12 protein-coding genes are annotated in these 17,077 nt (G+C 62.0%); 11 read left to right on the top strand and 1 reads right to left on the bottom strand.

Annotated elements, in window-relative coordinates:
- The first annotated feature begins 83 nt into the window (after nucleotides 1-83).
- The 11 genes from VNX23_RS05165 (at nucleotide 84) to VNX23_RS05115 (ending at nucleotide 14,586) form a co-directional block, all read left to right on the top strand.
- Nucleotides 84-1,481, top strand: coding sequence for a hypothetical protein (locus tag VNX23_RS05165; RefSeq protein ID WP_325628109.1), 1,398 nt, complete (start codon nucleotides 84-86; stop codon nucleotides 1,479-1,481).
- Nucleotides 1,482-1,546: 65 nt separating this feature from the next.
- Nucleotides 1,547-1,816 carry a hypothetical protein gene (locus VNX23_RS05160; protein WP_325628106.1) on the top strand — a complete coding sequence of 90 codons (270 nt, stop codon included), beginning with the start codon at nucleotides 1,547-1,549 and terminating at the stop codon, nucleotides 1,814-1,816.
- A gap of 139 nt (nucleotides 1,817-1,955) precedes the next feature.
- A complete protein-coding gene (gene ccmI, locus VNX23_RS05155) occupies nucleotides 1,956-3,056 on the top strand; it encodes a c-type cytochrome biogenesis protein CcmI (RefSeq protein ID WP_325628105.1) in 1,101 nt (366 codons plus the stop codon).
- Nucleotides 3,057-3,182: 126 nt separating this feature from the next.
- Entirely contained in the window at nucleotides 3,183-3,686 is a 504-nt protein-coding gene (ccmE, locus tag VNX23_RS05150; protein ID WP_325628104.1) for a cytochrome c maturation protein CcmE, read from the top strand.
- On the top strand, nucleotides 3,683-5,665 hold the full coding sequence (locus VNX23_RS05145; RefSeq protein WP_325628103.1) for a heme lyase CcmF/NrfE family subunit: 1,983 nt from the start codon (nucleotides 3,683-3,685) through the stop codon (nucleotides 5,663-5,665). The genes ccmE and VNX23_RS05145 overlap by 4 nt, the downstream gene beginning before the upstream one ends.
- A 4-nt stretch (nucleotides 5,666-5,669) precedes the next feature.
- Nucleotides 5,670-6,167, top strand: a complete 498-nt coding sequence (locus VNX23_RS05140) for a cytochrome c-type biogenesis protein (protein WP_325628102.1) — start codon at nucleotides 5,670-5,672, stop codon at nucleotides 6,165-6,167.
- Between the two features lie 177 nt (nucleotides 6,168-6,344).
- The gene (locus VNX23_RS05135; RefSeq protein WP_325628101.1) at nucleotides 6,345-7,925 is read left to right on the top strand and encodes a Do family serine endopeptidase; all 1,581 of its coding nucleotides are present in this window, start codon (nucleotides 6,345-6,347) and stop codon (nucleotides 7,923-7,925) included.
- Nucleotides 7,926-8,371: 446 nt separating this feature from the next.
- Nucleotides 8,372-9,052 (top strand): response regulator transcription factor, encoded by a 681-nt coding sequence (locus VNX23_RS05130; RefSeq protein ID WP_325628100.1) that lies wholly within the window; start codon nucleotides 8,372-8,374, stop codon nucleotides 9,050-9,052.
- On the top strand, nucleotides 9,036-10,496 hold the full coding sequence (locus tag VNX23_RS05125) for an ATP-binding protein (protein WP_325628099.1): 1,461 nt from the start codon (nucleotides 9,036-9,038) through the stop codon (nucleotides 10,494-10,496). Before VNX23_RS05130 ends, VNX23_RS05125 begins: the two co-directional genes overlap by 17 nt.
- A 64-nt stretch (nucleotides 10,497-10,560) precedes the next feature.
- The gene (locus VNX23_RS05120) at nucleotides 10,561-13,533 is read left to right on the top strand and encodes a bifunctional [glutamine synthetase] adenylyltransferase/[glutamine synthetase]-adenylyl-L-tyrosine phosphorylase (RefSeq protein ID WP_325628098.1); all 2,973 of its coding nucleotides are present in this window, start codon (nucleotides 10,561-10,563) and stop codon (nucleotides 13,531-13,533) included.
- A gap of 159 nt (nucleotides 13,534-13,692) precedes the next feature.
- Nucleotides 13,693-14,586: a LysR family transcriptional regulator gene (locus VNX23_RS05115; protein WP_325628097.1), complete on the top strand. Its 894-nt coding sequence runs from the start codon at nucleotides 13,693-13,695 to the stop codon at nucleotides 14,584-14,586.
- Between the two features lie 33 nt (nucleotides 14,587-14,619).
- Here VNX23_RS05115 and VNX23_RS05110 read toward each other — a convergent pair whose 3' ends face one another.
- On the bottom strand, nucleotides 14,620-16,947 hold the full coding sequence (locus VNX23_RS05110) for a PAS domain-containing sensor histidine kinase (RefSeq protein ID WP_325628096.1): 2,328 nt from the start codon (nucleotides 16,945-16,947) through the stop codon (nucleotides 14,620-14,622).
- Nucleotides 16,948-17,077 lie beyond the last annotated feature (130 nt).

The raw sequence follows: 17,077 nt of genomic DNA, 5'->3' as shown, positions 1-17,077 counted from the left end.
AACGACTTCTTAACGTCGGCGCTCTTAAAATGGCCCCGGACGCATTTTACCGTCCGCGCGACTACAGCGTGCAATTCGGGCGCATGAGCCAGACATCAACCGAACGGCTGAGGGATTACCTCGCCCAGCTCCCGCCGCAGTCGCAGGCACTGCTGATGCGTGAGTTCGAGCGCGCCATCGAACGGGGCGAGGATACCACGGTCGCGACGTTTGTACTCGAACAGCTGCGCAAGATCGTTCGGGGAACCGATGAGGCCGCGCGGCCTCGCACCAACGATCCGGCACGCATCCTGTTTCATCCGCTGGAGCCGTTTCTCGTAGATGGAAATGCGCCTCCGCGTCCGGGCCAGATCCGCCGCGCGTCACTGCAGCCCGTGTGGCAGTGGCTCGTTCGAGAGGGAGCGCCGGAGCCGGCGCAGGAACTCGATCAGGCGTCCCGCGATCCCGCAACAGGACACTCGTCCCGGATCGAGCTTGCCGCACGAAAGCTGCAGCTCGCCGCGGCGGAGGCGATCTTCAAGATTGCCACCCACCAGGAGAGCACTGGCCAACGACGCGCGCTCTCACGAATTGTTCCGCCGGACATGATCGAGGATCTGATTGCGATCGCCTCAGTGCTGCAGGCCCGCGAGGCGTTCGACACGCTTGATAGCCGGTTTCCCAGCTACTTGCGGATCTTCGGCGAGCCCCAGATCGTCACCGCGACCTCCGCACTCAATGTCCCCTCCTTGCAAACGCCGCAACTGCTGCCGTTTGCGCTGTCGCTTGTGATGCGGCGGCTGACCGCGCCGTGGCAAATCATACGCCTGGCCATCAGGATGGCCGCCTCCGACGATGAAATCCGCGTTGCCGCAACTCCCTATGGCATTGCCGTTACCATCGCGCTGCACGATCTTTCCCGCCTGGCCGCCGGCCTGCGCGCGGATATCCGGCGCGGGCATTTCGACAACGTGTCCGAGCACCTGAAAATGCTTCATGACGGCGTGCGCGGCTTGCGGACCGAGCTTGATCTCCGCAGTGATTCTTCATGGGGCAAGCAACTGGCATCGATCCGGGCCGATATTTCCAACTCCTTGCAATCGGAGATTGAAAGTGTGCCGGGACGTGTCCGGCGCCTGCTGCGCCAGCGCGCCGACAAGGACATTCCGGCGGCGGCCCAGCTCGATGCCAGCGAGGTCGACGAGATTGTCGCGTTGATCGACTTCGTCGCGGTATGCCGCACCTATGCCGGCGAATTGGCCATCAACGAGGTCACGCTGCGGACCTTCTCCGACCTGCAACATTATGTCGAGCAATCGACCGAGGCGCTCGTGCAATCCCTGCGCGCCAGCGAAGGGAAGAACCGGGCCTATCGCCAATTGCAGGTTGCCGCGGCGATTCGCTTCTGCAATGTCCTGTTCGGGCCCGATTACGCCTCGCTGATGAATCGCGCGGCCGAAAACGCAATGACCGGCGAACGCAAATCATCGCGTGCAGTATAATTGCACAATATTAACTATACAATTTCTGGTTGACTAGGTTCCGCGGCCGGACGTACGGTTCGGCCATGAATTCGGCCATCAACTTCATCGAACTTGAGAACCGCGTGATTTCTGCGACCTATCGAAACCTCATGATCGGGGCGAAGGTCCAGTTGGTCGACGATGCCACGGGAAAACCGCTGCCTGAGCCGGTCATCAACATCACCTCGCCGATCCCGAGCGGCACGTTGCGGATCAGCCTGCCGGCCTCGATCAACGCGGGCGCTTACTTCATGCAGGCGCTGAACGGGCACGGCCAGCTGGCGGCGCAAAGTGCGGTTTTTCATGTCTGCTGAAAACGAATTTCAAAGTAAATTCAATTATTTCTGATCACATCTTGAAATTGACAATTGTCAATTGCCCCTGCTGCCGCCGGTGGTGTAAAGCGGCGCGGAGCGCGTCATTGGTTCGCGCCCTCGTCGGGAAATCCGCTTGATGATGCTGTGGTTGGTGTTCGCGCTGATGACGGCCGCGGCGATCTTCGCCGTGCTCTGGCCGTTGAGCCGTTCTGACCGATCGCCAGGCGATGCCAGCGAAACGGTGGTCTACAAGGATCAGTTGGCCGAGATCGATCGCGACCTTTCCGCCGGCCTGATCGGCGCTACCGAGGCGCAGGCTGCGCGGGTCGAAATCAGCCGGCGGCTGTTGGCCGCGGCGGACAATCAGCGTGATCTTCCCCGATCGGATGTCAGGTTGCGACGAATGGCGGCGATTGTCGCGCTGGTCGGACTTCCCATCGTCGCAATCGGATTTTACTACCCGCTCGGTTCGCCGCGTCTGGGCGATTTTCCGCTGGCCCAGCGCCCCCGCGCGCCGGATGCGATGCAGCCGCTCGACAATCTGGTGGCGCAAGTCGAGGAGCATCTGGAGAAAAATCCGACCGACGGCCGCGGCTGGAGTGTCCTTGCTCCAGTGCTTGCAAGGCTTGGCCGTTTCGACGACGCAATCCGCGCGTTCCGAAATTCGATTACCTATAACGGGGAGAGCCCGCAGCGCAGGGCCGATCTGGGCGAAGCTCTTGTCGCCGCGGCCGGCGGGGTTGTCACCGCCGAAGCCAAAGCCGAGTTCGAACGCTCCATTGCGCTCGATGCCGACGAGGTCAAGGCGAGCTACTATCTGGGCCTCGCCGCCGAGCAGGACGGCCATGCTGCCGAAGCCGCCTCGATCTGGCGAGCGATGCTCGCCAGGGCGCCGGCGGATGCGCCATGGCGTCCGCTGGTCCGGGATGCCCTGGTGCGGGTGGGCGGTGCACCTGCTCCGGCGCTGTCGGACGATGCGGTCGCGGCGGCCAAGGGAATGAATGAGAACGACCGCGGCGCGATGATCCGCGGCATGGTCGAACGCCTTGCCACGCGGTTGAAGCAGAACGGCGACGACGTGGAGGGATGGCTGCGGCTGGTCAGGGCCTATATGGTGATGGGTGACACCGACAAGGCAAGGGGCGCATCATCGCAGGCGCGTCAGGCCGTGGCCAACGACCCGGAGCGGCTGCGGCAGTTGAACGAAGGTCTGAAGAACCTCGGAGTTGATGGATAATATGATGCCCGAAAGCTGCGGCGCGGGTTTTTCAGCTACTTATGTACGTGGCGCGAAACCTTTTTCCCGATCACATGATGCCCGTGATGTTTCTCGACAATCCATGCATTTGAAAAGAACCAATTCATGACGCGCAAGCAGCGGCGTTTGACGATTATCGGCGGCTCGCTCGCGGTGCTTGCGGTCGCGGCGGCGCTGGTGCTCAACGCGATGCGCGACTCGATCGTGTTCTTCTCGACGCCTTCCATGGTCGCCGAAAAACACATTCAGCCGGGCCGGCGCTTCAGGCTCGGTGGCCTCGTGCAGCCGGGTTCCCTGGTGCGCGGCGAAAACCTGGCGGTCATTTTCCAGGTCTCGGATTCCAGCGCGTCCTTGCCCGTTTCCTACAAGGGAATTCTCCCCGACCTGTTCCGCGAAGGGCAGGGGGTGGTAGCGGAAGGCGCGATCGATGCGTCCGGCGTGTTCCGGGCCGATACCGTGCTTGCCAAGCATGATGAGAACTATATGCCGAAGGATGTCGCCGACGCCCTGAAGAAGCAGGGCCACTGGAAAGATGAATACGCAAGGCCGAATGCGAGCAAGCCCGAAGCGTCGGGTGTGGCGCAGGGCGAGCGAGGAACAGTGCAGTGACTGCCGAGGCCGGACATTATGCTCTTGTTTTGGCGCTGGGCCTGGCGTTGATCCAGTCGACCTTGCCGATCCTGGGCTCGCGCTGGCGCGATCTTGCGCTCATGAATGTCGCGCGATCGACCGCGATCGCGCAGCTTGCGTTCGTGGCTTTCTCGTTCGCGGCTCTGGTCACGTTGCACGTCACTTCGGATTTCTCCGTCATCAACGTGTTCGAGAATTCGCACTCGATGAAGCCGTTGATCTACAAGGTCACCGGCGTATGGGGCAACCATGAGGGCTCGATGCTGTTGTGGGTGTTCATCCTGGCCTTGTTCGGCGGCCTGGTTGCGATGTTCGGCAACAACTTGCCGATGTCGCTTCGCGCCCATGTGCTGGCGGTGCAGGCCTGGGTCGCCAGCGCCTTCTATTTGTTCATCCTGATCACCTCGAATCCGTTCCTGCGCATCGCCAATCCGCCGATCGAGGGCCGCGATCTCAATCCGGTGTTGCAGGATATCGGGCTCGCGATCCATCCGCCGATGCTTTATCTCGGCTATGTCGGGTTCTCGATCTCGTTTTCCTTCGCGGTCGCGGCGTTGATCGAGGGCCGGATCGATGCCGCCTGGGCGCGCTGGGTGCGGCCATGGACGCTCATGGCCTGGATTTTCCTCACTCTCGGCATCGCGATGGGCTCTTACTGGGCCTATTACGAACTGGGCTGGGGAGGCTGGTGGTTCTGGGATCCGGTCGAGAATGCCTCGCTGATGCCGTGGCTCGCCGGCACCGCGCTGTTGCATTCGCTTGTCGTCATGGAGAAACGCAGCGCGCTCAAGGTCTGGACCATCCTGCTTTCGATCCTCACCTTTTCGCTGTCGTTGCTCGGCACCTTCCTGGTACGGTCCGGCGTTCTCACCTCGGTGCACGCCTTTGCCAGCGATCCGACCCGCGGGGTGTTCATCCTTCTGATCCTGTGCATCTTTATTGGCGGCAGCCTTTCGCTCTACGCCATGCGGGCATCGACGCTCAAGCAGGGCGGCCTGTTCGCCCCGATTTCGCGCGAGGGCGCGCTCGTGCTCAACAATCTCTTCCTGACCACCGCCTGCGCCACTGTATTTGTTGGAACGCTCTATCCGCTGGCGCTGGAAGTGATGACAGGAGAGAAGATTTCGGTCGGCGCGCCGTTCTTCAATCTCACCTTCGGGCCCCTGTTCGTCCCGCTGATGATCGCACTCCCGTTCGGGCCGCTGCTCGCCTGGAAGCGCGGCGACTTGCTCGGTGCGGCGCAACGGTTGATGGCAGCCGGCATTGCGGGGCTGATCGCAATGGCGGTGGTGTGGGCATGGACTTTGGGTGGCAGCACTCTTGCGCCGCTGGCGATCGGCCTTGCGGCATTTGTGATCGTGGGCGCCCTGAGCGACATGATCGAGCGGGTTGGGCTTCTTCGCGTGCCGCTGGCAACAGCAGCACGGCGGGCGCGAGGGCTGCCACGTTCGAGCTGGGGCACGATGTTCGCCCATGCCGGCATCGGTGTCGCCCTGATCGGCATTGTCTGCGAGACGACGTGGAACAGCGAATACATCAAATCAATGAAGATTGGCGAGGTGGCTGCCATCGCCGGTTACGAGCTGAAGCTCGATGGCATAAGCCAGCGTCAGGGGCCGAATTTCCGTGAAATGGTCGCGCAGTTCAGCGTCGTACAAAACGGCCGGCTGCTCGACACGATGACGCCGTCGAAGCGCAGCTTCACCACGCGCGGAGCCACCACCACCGAAGCCGCGTTGCTGACGCGCGGGGCAAGCCAGCTTTACATCTCGCTCGGTGATACCGCGGGCGACGGCACCATCGCGGTGCGGATCTATCACAAGCCGCTTGTGCTGCTGATCTGGTTCGGCCCCGTGCTGATAGCTTTCGGCGGCCTGTTGTCATTGTCGGATCGGCGGCTGCGGGTTGGTGCGCCGAAACCCGCGAAGTCGCTGCGTGGGCTGCAGGCAGCGGAGTGATGCTGTGAGACGAGCGCTTCTTGGCGTATCGGTGGTCCTGATGATGGCGGCAAGTGCCGCCTACGCCGTGCAGCCTGACGAGATCATGTCCGATCCCGTCAAGGAAGCGCGGGCGCGGGATTTGTCGCGCGAACTGCGCTGCATGGTCTGTCAGAATCAATCGATTGACGATTCCGAGGCGCCGCTGGCGAAAGATCTCCGGATACTGGTTCGCGAGCGCATCGCGGCGGGTGACAGTGATGCGCAAGTCATCGATTTTCTCGTCGCGCGTTACGGCGAGTTCGTGCTTTTGAAGCCGCAGCTCAACTTGCACACCTGGATATTGTGGTTGTTGCCACCTCTGGTTTTGGCCGGAGGGGGAGCCGCACTCTGGATGCAGGCTCGGCGGCGGCGCAAGTCCGCGGCGGACGAGGATTCCGCGCTATTGAAGCTGACGGCCGAGGAGGAAGCGCGGCTTGAGCGGCTGATCGCGACACAGGCCCCCTCAGACAGCAACGCGTAAGCGCTGGATATGGCAATTTCGCCTGCGGTATTCCGCCGCATTCAGTTTCGCCTTCATTACCAAAGTTTAATTCCGCCGCCAGCGCGCTGTAAGGCGGCAATCCCCATCTTCCGGGCCACAAGGTGCATGCCCCCGCAGTCACAAGATTCCACGGATTCAGGCTTTGGAGAAATTTGTATGAACGACCGTCCCGACCTCTCGTCATTCGCTTCCTATCGAGCGCCGCGCCGTTCGCTGCTTTCGGCGCGCAAATTCGCGCTCATGGCCTCGGTCGTCGCCGGCCTTGGCGCTGCCGTTTATGGTTTTGGCCCGTCTGCGGGGCAGTTTGATTTCTTCAGCACCAGCGCTCATGCGCAAGTCAACAACGAAGTCCGCAAGGTTGCGCAGCCCATCGGCTTTGCCGACATCGTCGAGCGTGTGAAGCCGTCGGTGATTTCGGTGAAGGTCAACATCAACGAGAAGGTCGCCAAGAACGACGGCGACGACGATTCCTCGCCGTTCCAGCCTGGATCACCGATGGAGCGCTTCTTCCGCCGCTTCGGCGGGCAGGATGGCCTGCCGCCCGGCTTGCGGGGTGGACCTCGCGGCCGCGTGGTGACTGGCCAGGGGTCCGGTTTCTTCATCTCGGCTGACGGTTTCGCGGTGACCAACAATCACGTGGTCGACAGCGCCGACAAGGTCGAAGTGACCGCCGACGACGGCAAGACCTACACCGCCAAGGTGATCGGCACCGATGCGCGCACCGACCTTGCACTGATCAAGGTCGAAGGCGGTTCCAACTTCTCGTTCGCCAAGCTGTCCGACGGCAAGCCCCGAATCGGTGATTGGGTGCTCGCGGTCGGCAATCCCTTCGGGCTCGGCGGCACGGTGACGGCCGGCATCGTCTCGGCCAACGGCCGTGACATCGGCAACGGCCCATACGACGATTTCATCCAGATCGATGCGCCCGTGAACAAGGGCAATTCGGGCGGTCCCGCCTTCAATACCGAGGGCGAGGTGATGGGCGTCAACACGGCGATCTATTCGCCCTCCGGCGGCAGCGTCGGCATCGCGTTCGCGATTCCGGCATCCACCGTGAAGAGCGTGGTCGCCCAGCTCAAGGACAAAGGCTCGGTCAGCCGCGGCTGGATCGGCGTCCAGATCCAACCCGTCACGTCCGACATCGCCGACAGCCTCGGCCTGAAGAAGGCGGAAGGCGCGCTGGTCGCCGAACCCCAGGCCAATGGTCCGGCCGCCAAGGCCGGTATCGAGTCCGGCGACGTCATCACCAAGGTGAATGGCGAAACCGTCAAGGATGCCCGCGAGCTGGCGCGCACCATCGGCGGCCTTGCGCCGGGAACGGCCGTGAAACTCAACGTGCTGCACAAGGGCGAGGACAAGACCATCAATCTTACGCTCGGCCAACTGCCCAACGCGTTGGAAGCCAAGGCTGACACCGACAACGGCGACAAGGGCGGCGCCACGCGCGGAACGGACGTGCCGAAGCTCGGGCTCACGCTCGCGCCCGCCAACACGGTTGCCGGCGCCGGCAAGGAAGGCGTCGTCGTGACCGACGTCGATCCGAAGAGCGCGGCGGCTGAGCGCGGTTTCAAGGAAGGTGACGTTATTCTCGAAGTTGCCGGCAAGAGCGTCGCCAATGTCGCTGACGTGCGTGAGGCGATCAACGCGGCGCGCAGCGACAACAAGAACAGTGTTCTGATGCGCATCAAGAGCGGCGGAACCTCGCGCTTTGTCGCGGTGCCGATCGCGAAAGGTTGAGCGCTGGGTCGAAATCAAGGCTCGTGCCATGGAGGGTGTCGCCGGCCTTGGTCGCCCCCGCCGACGGCTCTCTCCGGGGAGCGGGTATAAACCCCCGCTCCCTTCAAGTTACCTTCCGGTGGAAAACGCCCCCCTCCGTCGGAAGGATAAAGGGCGGTGAGGTCCCCCCAGCTTCACCGCCCGCTTTTTTGGCTAAAAAAGGGCGCGGCAAGTGCCGCCTATTTGAAGTTCCTGCGCCACAAGCGGCGAATTCGACCCAGGAACTTCAAATAGAAAGCGGCACTGGAATTATAGGTTTCTAGTGTCCATGACTTTCCGAAGTTCGTGAAAGGTGCGTGCTGAGATGGAGCACGAACTTCGGAAAGTGGGCACTAGTCGCCTTGCATGACTGTTCAGGTCGCGCCATGCTAGAAAGCCGTCTCACAGTGACTGCGACCGACACTCAGATGCGTTTGCTGATCATCGAAGACGACCGCGAGTCCGCCGACTACCTGGTCAAGGCGTTCCGCGAAGTCGGATATATGGCGGACCTCGCCAGCGACGGTGAGGAGGGATTGGCGCTTGCCCAGAGCGGTGATTACGACGTGCTGGTGGTCGACCGGATGCTGCCGAAACGCGACGGCCTGTCGTTGATCGGCGCGCTCCGCGACAAGGGTGATCGCACGCCGGTTCTGATTCTTTCCGCGCTGGGACAGGTCGACGACCGCATCAAGGGCCTGCGTTCCGGCGGTGATGACTATCTGCCAAAACCCTATTCATTCGCCGAATTGCTGGCGCGGGTCGAAGTGCTCTCGCGACGCCGCGGCGGCCCTGCCGAAGAAACCACCTATCGTGTCGGCGACCTCGAGCTCGACCGCCTCTCGCATCGCGTGACGCGCGGCAAGGAAGAACTGACGCTGCAGCCGCGCGAGTTCCGCCTGCTCGAATACCTGATGAAGCATGCGGGCCAGGTGGTGACGCGCACCATGCTGCTGGAGAACGTTTGGGATTATCATTTCGATCCGCAGACCAACGTCATTGACGTGCATATCTCACGGCTGCGATCCAAGATCGACAAGGGTTTTGAGCGGCCGCTGCTTCATACCATTCGCGGCGCGGGATACATGATCCGTGACGGCATTCGGTAAGCTGATCCGAACCACGGCGTTCCGTTTGACGCTGGTCTACCTGTTCATTTTTGCGCTGTTCGCCGCGTCGCTTCTGGTCTATTTCGCCTGGAATACGCGCCGTCTCATCACCGAACAGATCACGACCACGGTGAACGCCGAAACCGGCGAGATCAGCGATATTTTCGGACGCCGCAGCCTGCACGGACTGGTTCTCACCATCGAGAACCGCGCGTTGCGGCCTGGAGCCAATCTCTATCTCGTCACCACTCCGGCCGGTCAGGCGATCGCCGGCAATGTCGGCTCGCTTGCGCCGGGCGTGATGGCGACGACCGGATGGTCGGAGACCGCCTATCGGCGGCTCGATGAGCAGGATACCGCAGATCATTTCGCGCTGGTGCGGGTCACCGAATTGTCCGGCGGTTTCAGACTCCTGATCGGACGCGATCTGGAAGAGCGCCGTCGACTGATCGGCATCGTCGCCAAAGCCGCGCAATGGTCGGTGTTGATCGTGGTGGTGCTCGGCCTTGGTGGCGGCATTTTCGTTGCACGGCGCGTGCTGCGGCGAATCGACGCCATGACCGGCACCACCCAGCGCATCATGGCGGGCGACTTGAGCGGGCGGCTGCCGGTTGGTCGCAGCGGCGATGAACTCGACCGTCTGGCGGAAAATCTCAACGCGATGCTGGAGCGTATCGAAGCGTTGATGATGGGCCTGAAGGAGGTCTCGGACAATATCGCGCATGACCTGAAGACGCCGCTGACACGGTTGCGTAATCGCGCCGAGGAAGCGTTGGCGAAATCGAGGACCGAGATCGAATACCGCACCGCGCTGGAACAAACTATCGAGGAATCCGATGGCCTGATCCGGACCTTCAATGCGTTGTTGATGATTGCACGCGCCGAATCAGGTCAGGCCCGCGGCAATATGGATGATTTTGACGCCGCCGATGTCGCCAGGGGAATTCACGAGCTCTACGAGCCGCTTGCCGAAGACGGCGGCATGAGCCTGCAGGTAAAGACCGAGTCGGTCCTGCTGCGCGGTAACCGCGAACTGATCAGCCAGGCGTTGGCCAATCTGGTCGAAAACGCGATCAAATACGGCAGCCCGGTTGCCGCGGCGCATGCGGCGACTGCCGATCCCGGCAACGACAACATCCTGATCGAGGCGAGGCGAGAAGGCGACAAGGTTCTGCTCAGCGTCACCGACCATGGCCCCGGAATTCCCGTTGCCGATCGCAAGCATGCGGTGGAGCGATTTGTTCGCCTCGAGGCCAGCCGAACCCAACCCGGTTCCGGTCTTGGATTGAGCCTGGCATCGGCGGTGGCAACCCTGCACGGCGGCGAGCTTCGGCTCGACGACGCTCATCCCGGCCTCATTGCGACCTTGGCCATTCCGGCGCGCTCCGGCGCCAGCGACACACTTGCGGCTCAAGCGCATGATGTGTCACAGAAAGCGGCTTGAAACCCTCCCGCGACGCATATTGACGCGGTTCCGGATCTTGGCGCGGTTTCTGGGTTAGACAGCCATGACGATTCACGGAAGCATCGATGGGAATGTCCAGTCGACCGTGCTCGCGGCACGGTTCGTGGACGGTCCGCATATCTCCGCCATAGATCAAGCGAAGCGGCGGCTGAAGGAATGGCTCGCTGATCTGGTGCCGGAACAGGCGGGGGAAGTCGATCGCCTCCTTCAACGACTTCCAACAGCAAGGACGATCCTTCTGGGCCTGGCGGAGGCATCGCCCTATCTCTTCGATCTCGTCTGTACCGATGCTGCGCGGGCGATGCGGTTGCTGCTGTGCGAGCCCGAACGGCATCTGGCCCAACTGATCGAAAAGACCGGGCGCGACGTCCTCGCAGCACAAAGCGAAGCCGAGGTGATGCAGTTGCTCCGGCGCGCCAAGTCGGAAGCGGCCTTGCTGATCGCGCTGTGCGACATTGGCGGCGTCTGGCCGGTGATGCAGGTAACGGCGGCACTGACCGAGTTTGCGGTCGCCTCCGTGCAAGCGGCGCTGCGCTTTGTGCTGCGGGAGGAAGCCAACCGCCACAAGATCCTGCCGCCCGACCCGGATCGACCCGAGGATGGCAGCGGGCTGATCGTGCTCGCGATGGGAAAAATGGGCGCGGGCGAACTGAATTTTTCCAGCGATATCGACCTGATCGTCTTTTACGACACGGTCGCGTCGTCGCTCGCGCCTGACATCGAGCCGCAACCATTTTTCGTGCGCGTGACGCAAGGGTTGTCGCGAATTTTGCAACAGCGCAGCGGCGAGGGTTACGTGTTCCGCGTCGATTTGCGGTTGCGGCCGGATCCGGCCTCGACGCCGCTGGCGATATCGACCGCCTCGGCGCTGCATTACTACGAGCGGGAAGGGCGAACCTGGGAACGTGCCGCCATGATCAAGGCGCGGCCCTGCGCTGGGGATTTGAGGGCCGGAGAGGCTTTGCTCGCAGAGCTTTCCCCATTCGTCTGGCGCAAGCATCTGGATTTTGCGGCCCTTACCGACGTACACGACATGAAGCGGCAGATGCAGACCTATCGCGGACAAACCGACATTGCCGTCGAAGGCCACAACGTCAAGGTCGGGCTCGGCGGCATTCGCGAAATCGAATTTTTTGCACAGACCCAGCAGTTGATCGCCGGCGGCCGCCATCCCGAATTGCGGGTCCGACCGACGCTGGAGGCGCTGAACGTCCTGGCGACGCACAACTGGATCACATTCGAGGCGCGCGACGAACTGACCTCAGCGTACGAGTTCCTGCGGCGGGTCGAACACCGCTTACAGATGATGTTGGACGAGCAGACCCACGCACTGCCTGACGACCGTGAAGCGGTCGAGCGTTTCGCCCGGTTTTTTGGCTACGAGAACCGAGCTTCCTTCGCAGCCGATCTGCTTTTTCATCTCAATGTGGTGCAGGGACACTACGCCAAGCTGTTCGAAGGAGATCCGGCCGGCAGCGCGAAATTGCCGGATGTCAATTATGCGGGTGGCCCCGACGACCGCCGCCTGATCGATTACCTCGGTTCGCTCGGTTTCAAGAAGCCGGTCGCGGTGGCAGGGACCGTGCGGCAATGGCTCAAGGGCAACTATCGCGTGCTCAGGGGTGAAGCCACGCGCAGCGCCTTTGTCGAATTTCTTCCTGCCTTGATCGCCGGACTTGCCAAGGCGGAGGATCCCGACAACGCGGTGGTGGTATTCGATCATTTCCTGCAGGCGCTGCAACGCGGGGGAAGATTGTTCGCACTGCTCAGCCAAAGCCACGATCTCGTTGCGCTGGTCGCGCTGATCCTGGGAGCAGCGCCGCGTCTTGGCGACATGCTGGCGCGACAGCCGCAGATCATGGACGGGCTGATCGACCCGCGGTTCTTTGGCGCAATGCCGGACCGGCGCGAACTGTCGGTTCGGCTGGCGGCAACGTTGGAGGACGCGCAGTCCTACGAAGAGTTTCTGGACCGGTTGCGATTATTCGGCCGCGAAAGCCTGTTCCTCATCGGGACGCGCATTCTTTCCGGCACGGTTTCCGCCCAGCAGGCCAGTGTTGCGTTCGCCGACGTCGCCGAAGGCATCGTGCAAACGGTGCATGGTCTGGTAACCCGGCGGTTCGCGGAGCAGTATGGTCGGATCAGGAACCAGCAGACCGCCATTCTGGCGATGGGCAGGCTCGGCAGCCGCGAAATGACCGCGTCTTCCGATCTCGACCTGATCCTGCTCTACGGGTTCGATCCCGAACATCCCGACTCGGATGGCGCAAATTCCCTGCACGGCGCGCAGTATTTTGCGCGCCTCACCCAGCGGCTGATCAGCGCCTTCACGACGCGGACCAATTATGGAGTTCTCTACGAAGTTGATATGCGGCTGCGTCCATCGGGCAGGGCGGGTCCGGTGGCTTCGCATGCCGATTCATTTGCCCAGTATCAGGAACGGGAGGCCTGGACCTGGGAGCATATGGCGCTCACCCGCGCCCGGGTGATTTCGGCACAGCCGGAATTTCGGTCTAAAATCGAAGCGATCGTACGTCGGGTGTTGATGCGGTCGCGTGATGCCGCCGCCGTGGCCAACGATGTCGCCGATATGCGCCGCGCCATCGCCCAGGAGAAGGGAGAGGACGATATCTGGGATTTGAAATATGCCGCCGGCGGCATCGTCGACATCGATTTCGTCGCCCAATACCTGCAACTCGTGCATGCCGCCGAGAAGCCGGACATTCTCGATGTCAGTACCTTGCATGTGCTCGACAATGCGGCGCGGCTTGGCGTGTTGGCGCCGTCCTCGGCGGAAATCCTGCGCTCGGCGGCGCGCCTCTACCAGGATCTGACACAAATTCTCCGGCTCTGTGTCAGCGAGAAATTCAATCCGGAGACCGCCGGGGAAGGACTCTTGCGCATCATGGCGCGCGCCGGCGATGCGCCCGACTTTTCCTCGCTGCAGGCACGAGTCAAGGATACCCAGGCCGAGGTCCGCCGCGTGTTCCGCTCACTGATCGTGGAACGCAGTTAGCTCGTCTGCCGCAAGCGAACAGATAAGGTGTGACATCGATCGATATGAAAATGGAATGATGGAGATTAATACCATCCCTTGCCTCGCCGCCGTGGGACCTTTTGCGCCATCGCGCGGGTTTGTGTTATTCGCTTCCCTGAAAATCGGTTGGAGGTGTTCTTGATCGACAAGCTTGAACTTCTGCTTGCACTGGCCAAGGAGCGTCACTTCGGGCGTGCTGCGGAAGCCTGCGGCGTCACTCAGCCGACGATGTCGACCAGCCTCAAGCAACTCGAGGAAATCCTCGGCGTCATGCTGGTGCAGCGCGGGTCGCGGTTTCAGGGTTTTACGCCCGAAGGCGAACGCACGCTCGACTGGGCGCGGCGCATCGTCGGCGACGCCCGCGCGATGCATCAGGAAATCAACTCGCTGAAGGACAAGCTTTCCGGCGAAATCCGCATCGCGGCGATTCCCACCGTGCTCGGTATGGTGGCTTCGCTGACGACGCCGTTTCGTGCGCGTCATCCGGATGTGCGCTTTCGCGTAGTATCATGTACATCGGCGGAGGTGCTCGGACTTCTGGAAAACCTCGAGGTCGATGCCGGCCTGACCTATATCGAGAACGAACCGATCGGCAAGGTTCGCACGATCTCGCTCTACAAGGAGAGCTATCGCCTCTTGACCTCGCCCGATGGCATGTTCGGCGATCGCGAGCAGGTTACGTGGAAGGAGGTGGGCCAGGTTCCGCTCTGCCTGCTCACGCCCGACATGCAGAACCGGCGCATCATCGATCGCGCCCTTCGTTCGGTGGGTGCGGAGGCGACACCATCGCTGACCTCGAACTCGCTGCTGGTGCTCTACACCCACGTCAAGACCGGTCGCTGGGCGAGCGTGATGCCGGCAAAGCTTGCCGAAACGCTGGGCCTTGCCGATAGGGTGCGCAGCATTCCAATCGTCGATCCCGTCGTCACCTACAGCATCGGGATGGTCATCCCGCAGCGCGATCCGATGACTCCATTGATCGCGGCGCTGGTTCAGATCGCGCGCGAGGTCGCGCCTGTTCTGGAATCCTGAAAGCCTGAACCTTCCTTCAGGGAGAATGCCCGCTCAGGCCGCGGCCGACATGTTCGCCCTGGCCTTGGCCGCATCGCGCGGCAGCGAGACGCGAACCACGGTGCCGGCGCCTAGCTTCGAGCGCAGGCGCATCGATCCGCCGTGCAGGCTGGTCAGGGATCGCGCGATCGCAAGGCCCAGCCCCGAGCCGTGATAGGTCTTTGTCAACTGGCTTTCGACCTGTTCGAACGGCCGGCCCAACCGTTGCAGCGATTGCGGAGCGATACCGATGCCGGTATCGGCGATCAAGAGCACGATGGAGTCTTCGACCAGCCGGCTGCGCACGATCACCCTGCCGCCTTCGGGCGTGAACTTCACGGCGTTGGACAAAAGATTGACGACGATCTGCTTGGTCGCCCGGCGGTCGGCCACGATCGAAATCGGGCCGTCGATATCCGCATCGAGCTGAAGATTCTTGTCGTCGGCGCGCCCGGACACCACCCTTAAGGATTCCACCAGCGTCTTCGACAAATCGAGCGGCTCCATGTCGAGCCTCATGCGGCCGGCCTCGATCTTCGACATGTCCAGAATGTCGTTGATCACTTCGAGCAGATAATGCCCGCTGGTGAGGATGTCATGGCAATACTCCTGATATTTTTCCGAGCCGAGCGAGCCGAACATACCGCTTTCCATGATCTCGGAGAAGCCGATGATGGCATTGAGCGGCGTGCGCAGCTCATGGCTCATATTGGCGAGGAATTTGGATTTGGTCTGGTTGGCTTCCTCGGCGCGGGTTTTCTCCCGTGAATATTTCTCGGCGAGATCGGCAAGTTCGAGCGCCTGCCGCTCGAGTTCGGCCTGCGAGCGTTTCAGGTCGATCACGGTGGCGCGCAGCCGAAGGTCGTTCTCGACGAGTTTCTGTTCATGCTCCTTGATGCGGGTGATGTCGGTTCCGACCGAGACGTAGCCGCCGTCCTTGGTCCGGCGCTCGCTGATGTGCAGCCAGCTTCCGTCGTCGAGCTGCGCCTCGAAGGTTCGCGCGCCCGGCGGGTGCTTGGCGACGTCGTGAAGGCGGGTGCGCACCTCGGGCATCCGGCCGACCTCGATGACTGTTTCATAGGAGGTGCCGGGCGTCACGGCCGAGTCCGGCAACTTGTGCAGCCGCTGGAAATGCGAATTGCAGAGCACCAGCCGGTCGCCGGCGTCCCACAAAACGAAGGCTTCCGGAATGGTCTCGATCGCGTCGCGCAGCCGCAAGTCGGCCTCGACCGTCTTCTCCGCCAAACTTTTCTGCTCGGTGATGTCGACGGCGATCCCGATCAGGTGCAGGCCGGAATCGGCGGCACCCTGGCTGAGTTCGCAGCGCACCCTCAGCCAGATCCAGTGACCTTCGGTGTGCTGCATGCGGAAGGCGCGGTCGATATAATTGATCTTCCCGGCGATCAGCTGATCGGCGATCTCGAACAGGTCGACATCATCGGATTTCACCAGCGCGTTGACCTCGCCGAATGTCAACAGGTCGCTGCGGGCCTCAAGACCGAGCATTGCGAACATCGATTGCGACCAGAAAATTCGCCCGCGCGACAAATCCCAGTCCCACAATCCGCAGCGTCCGCGATTGAGCGCGGTATCGATGCGTCCGCGTACGGCGTCATTGATGAGATCGCCTTCGCGGGCGCGGGTCGATTGCCAGTGGAACGCAAATCCCAGGATCAGCACGACAAAGCCGGTGGTGGCTGAAAGCGTCACCGACAGGGCGGCATCCGAACGCCAGATCGAATCCAGCTTTTCCTGGATGATGATCACCTGACCCGGCAGGGACTTGACGACATGGCGAACCGCCATCGCCTCGCTGCCGTTGGGCAGCGTGATGTCGTTGACGTCTTCTGTCTTTCCGGACGCGCCCAACGGCACCGCGGCACTGACGAAGTCGAGGATGCGACCGGTATCGCCGATCGCCGATTCGATCGGAATGCGGGCCAGCACCTGCTGGTCCATGCCGGTGACGATGACGTGTCTGCCGGCCGCAATCGCCCAGGTAGGAATCATGCCGGGCAGCAGCAGCTGGAGACGGTCGAACGAGGTCGCGCGATCCTGCCGAACCGAGGCGATCCGGTCGAGACGTTCGGCGAGCAGGTCGGCGACCGCAACGAGATCGCGCTTGACGGAGGCGCGCTTCTGCCGGCTCTGATCGATCACCTGCACGACGGCGCCAAGGCAGATGGTGATCAGGAACGCGATGATCAGGGTGGGAACGGCACGGCGAAGCGCAGGCTCCGCTAGCAACAGCCTGTGATAGGCTGGTTTTGCGATCGATTGCGCCAATCCTTTGATCGAATCGGATTGGGCGCACGCGGTCGTTGCCGCGTGTGCGCGCGCCATGCCGTTGGCCCCCTTTTGGAAGACTTTACTACCCCCGCCCGGAAGCCCAGCCCTGACTTCCGAATCAGGGTTCATTTGAATCCAGTTTTTGCGAACTGTCGAGAGTCAACGATTCGTTAATGCAAATAAT

This window comes from Bradyrhizobium sp. (assembly GCF_035570375.1).
Taxonomy (GTDB): Bacteria; Pseudomonadota; Alphaproteobacteria; order Rhizobiales; family Xanthobacteraceae; genus Bradyrhizobium.
This window is presented reverse-complemented; position numbering and strand designations above follow the sequence as displayed.

Excerpts from the sequence above, each read along its gene's own strand:
- VNX23_RS05165 (WP_325628109.1), top strand. The coding sequence starts at position 84 with ATGAGCCAGACATCAACCGAACGGCTGAGGGATTACCTCGCCCAGCTC.
- VNX23_RS05160 (WP_325628106.1), top strand. The coding sequence starts at position 1,547 with ATGAATTCGGCCATCAACTTCATCGAACTTGAGAACCGCGTGATTTCT.
- ccmI (WP_325628105.1), top strand. The coding sequence starts at position 1,956 with ATGATGCTGTGGTTGGTGTTCGCGCTGATGACGGCCGCGGCGATCTTC.
- ccmE (WP_325628104.1), top strand. The coding sequence starts at position 3,183 with ATGACGCGCAAGCAGCGGCGTTTGACGATTATCGGCGGCTCGCTCGCG.
- VNX23_RS05135 (WP_325628101.1), top strand. The coding sequence starts at position 6,345 with ATGAACGACCGTCCCGACCTCTCGTCATTCGCTTCCTATCGAGCGCCG.
- VNX23_RS05130 (WP_325628100.1), top strand. The coding sequence starts at position 8,372 with ATGCGTTTGCTGATCATCGAAGACGACCGCGAGTCCGCCGACTACCTG.
- VNX23_RS05120 (WP_325628098.1), top strand. The coding sequence starts at position 10,561 with ATGACGATTCACGGAAGCATCGATGGGAATGTCCAGTCGACCGTGCTC.
- VNX23_RS05110 (WP_325628096.1), bottom strand. The coding sequence starts at position 16,947 with ATGGCGCGCGCACACGCGGCAACGACCGCGTGCGCCCAATCCGATTCG.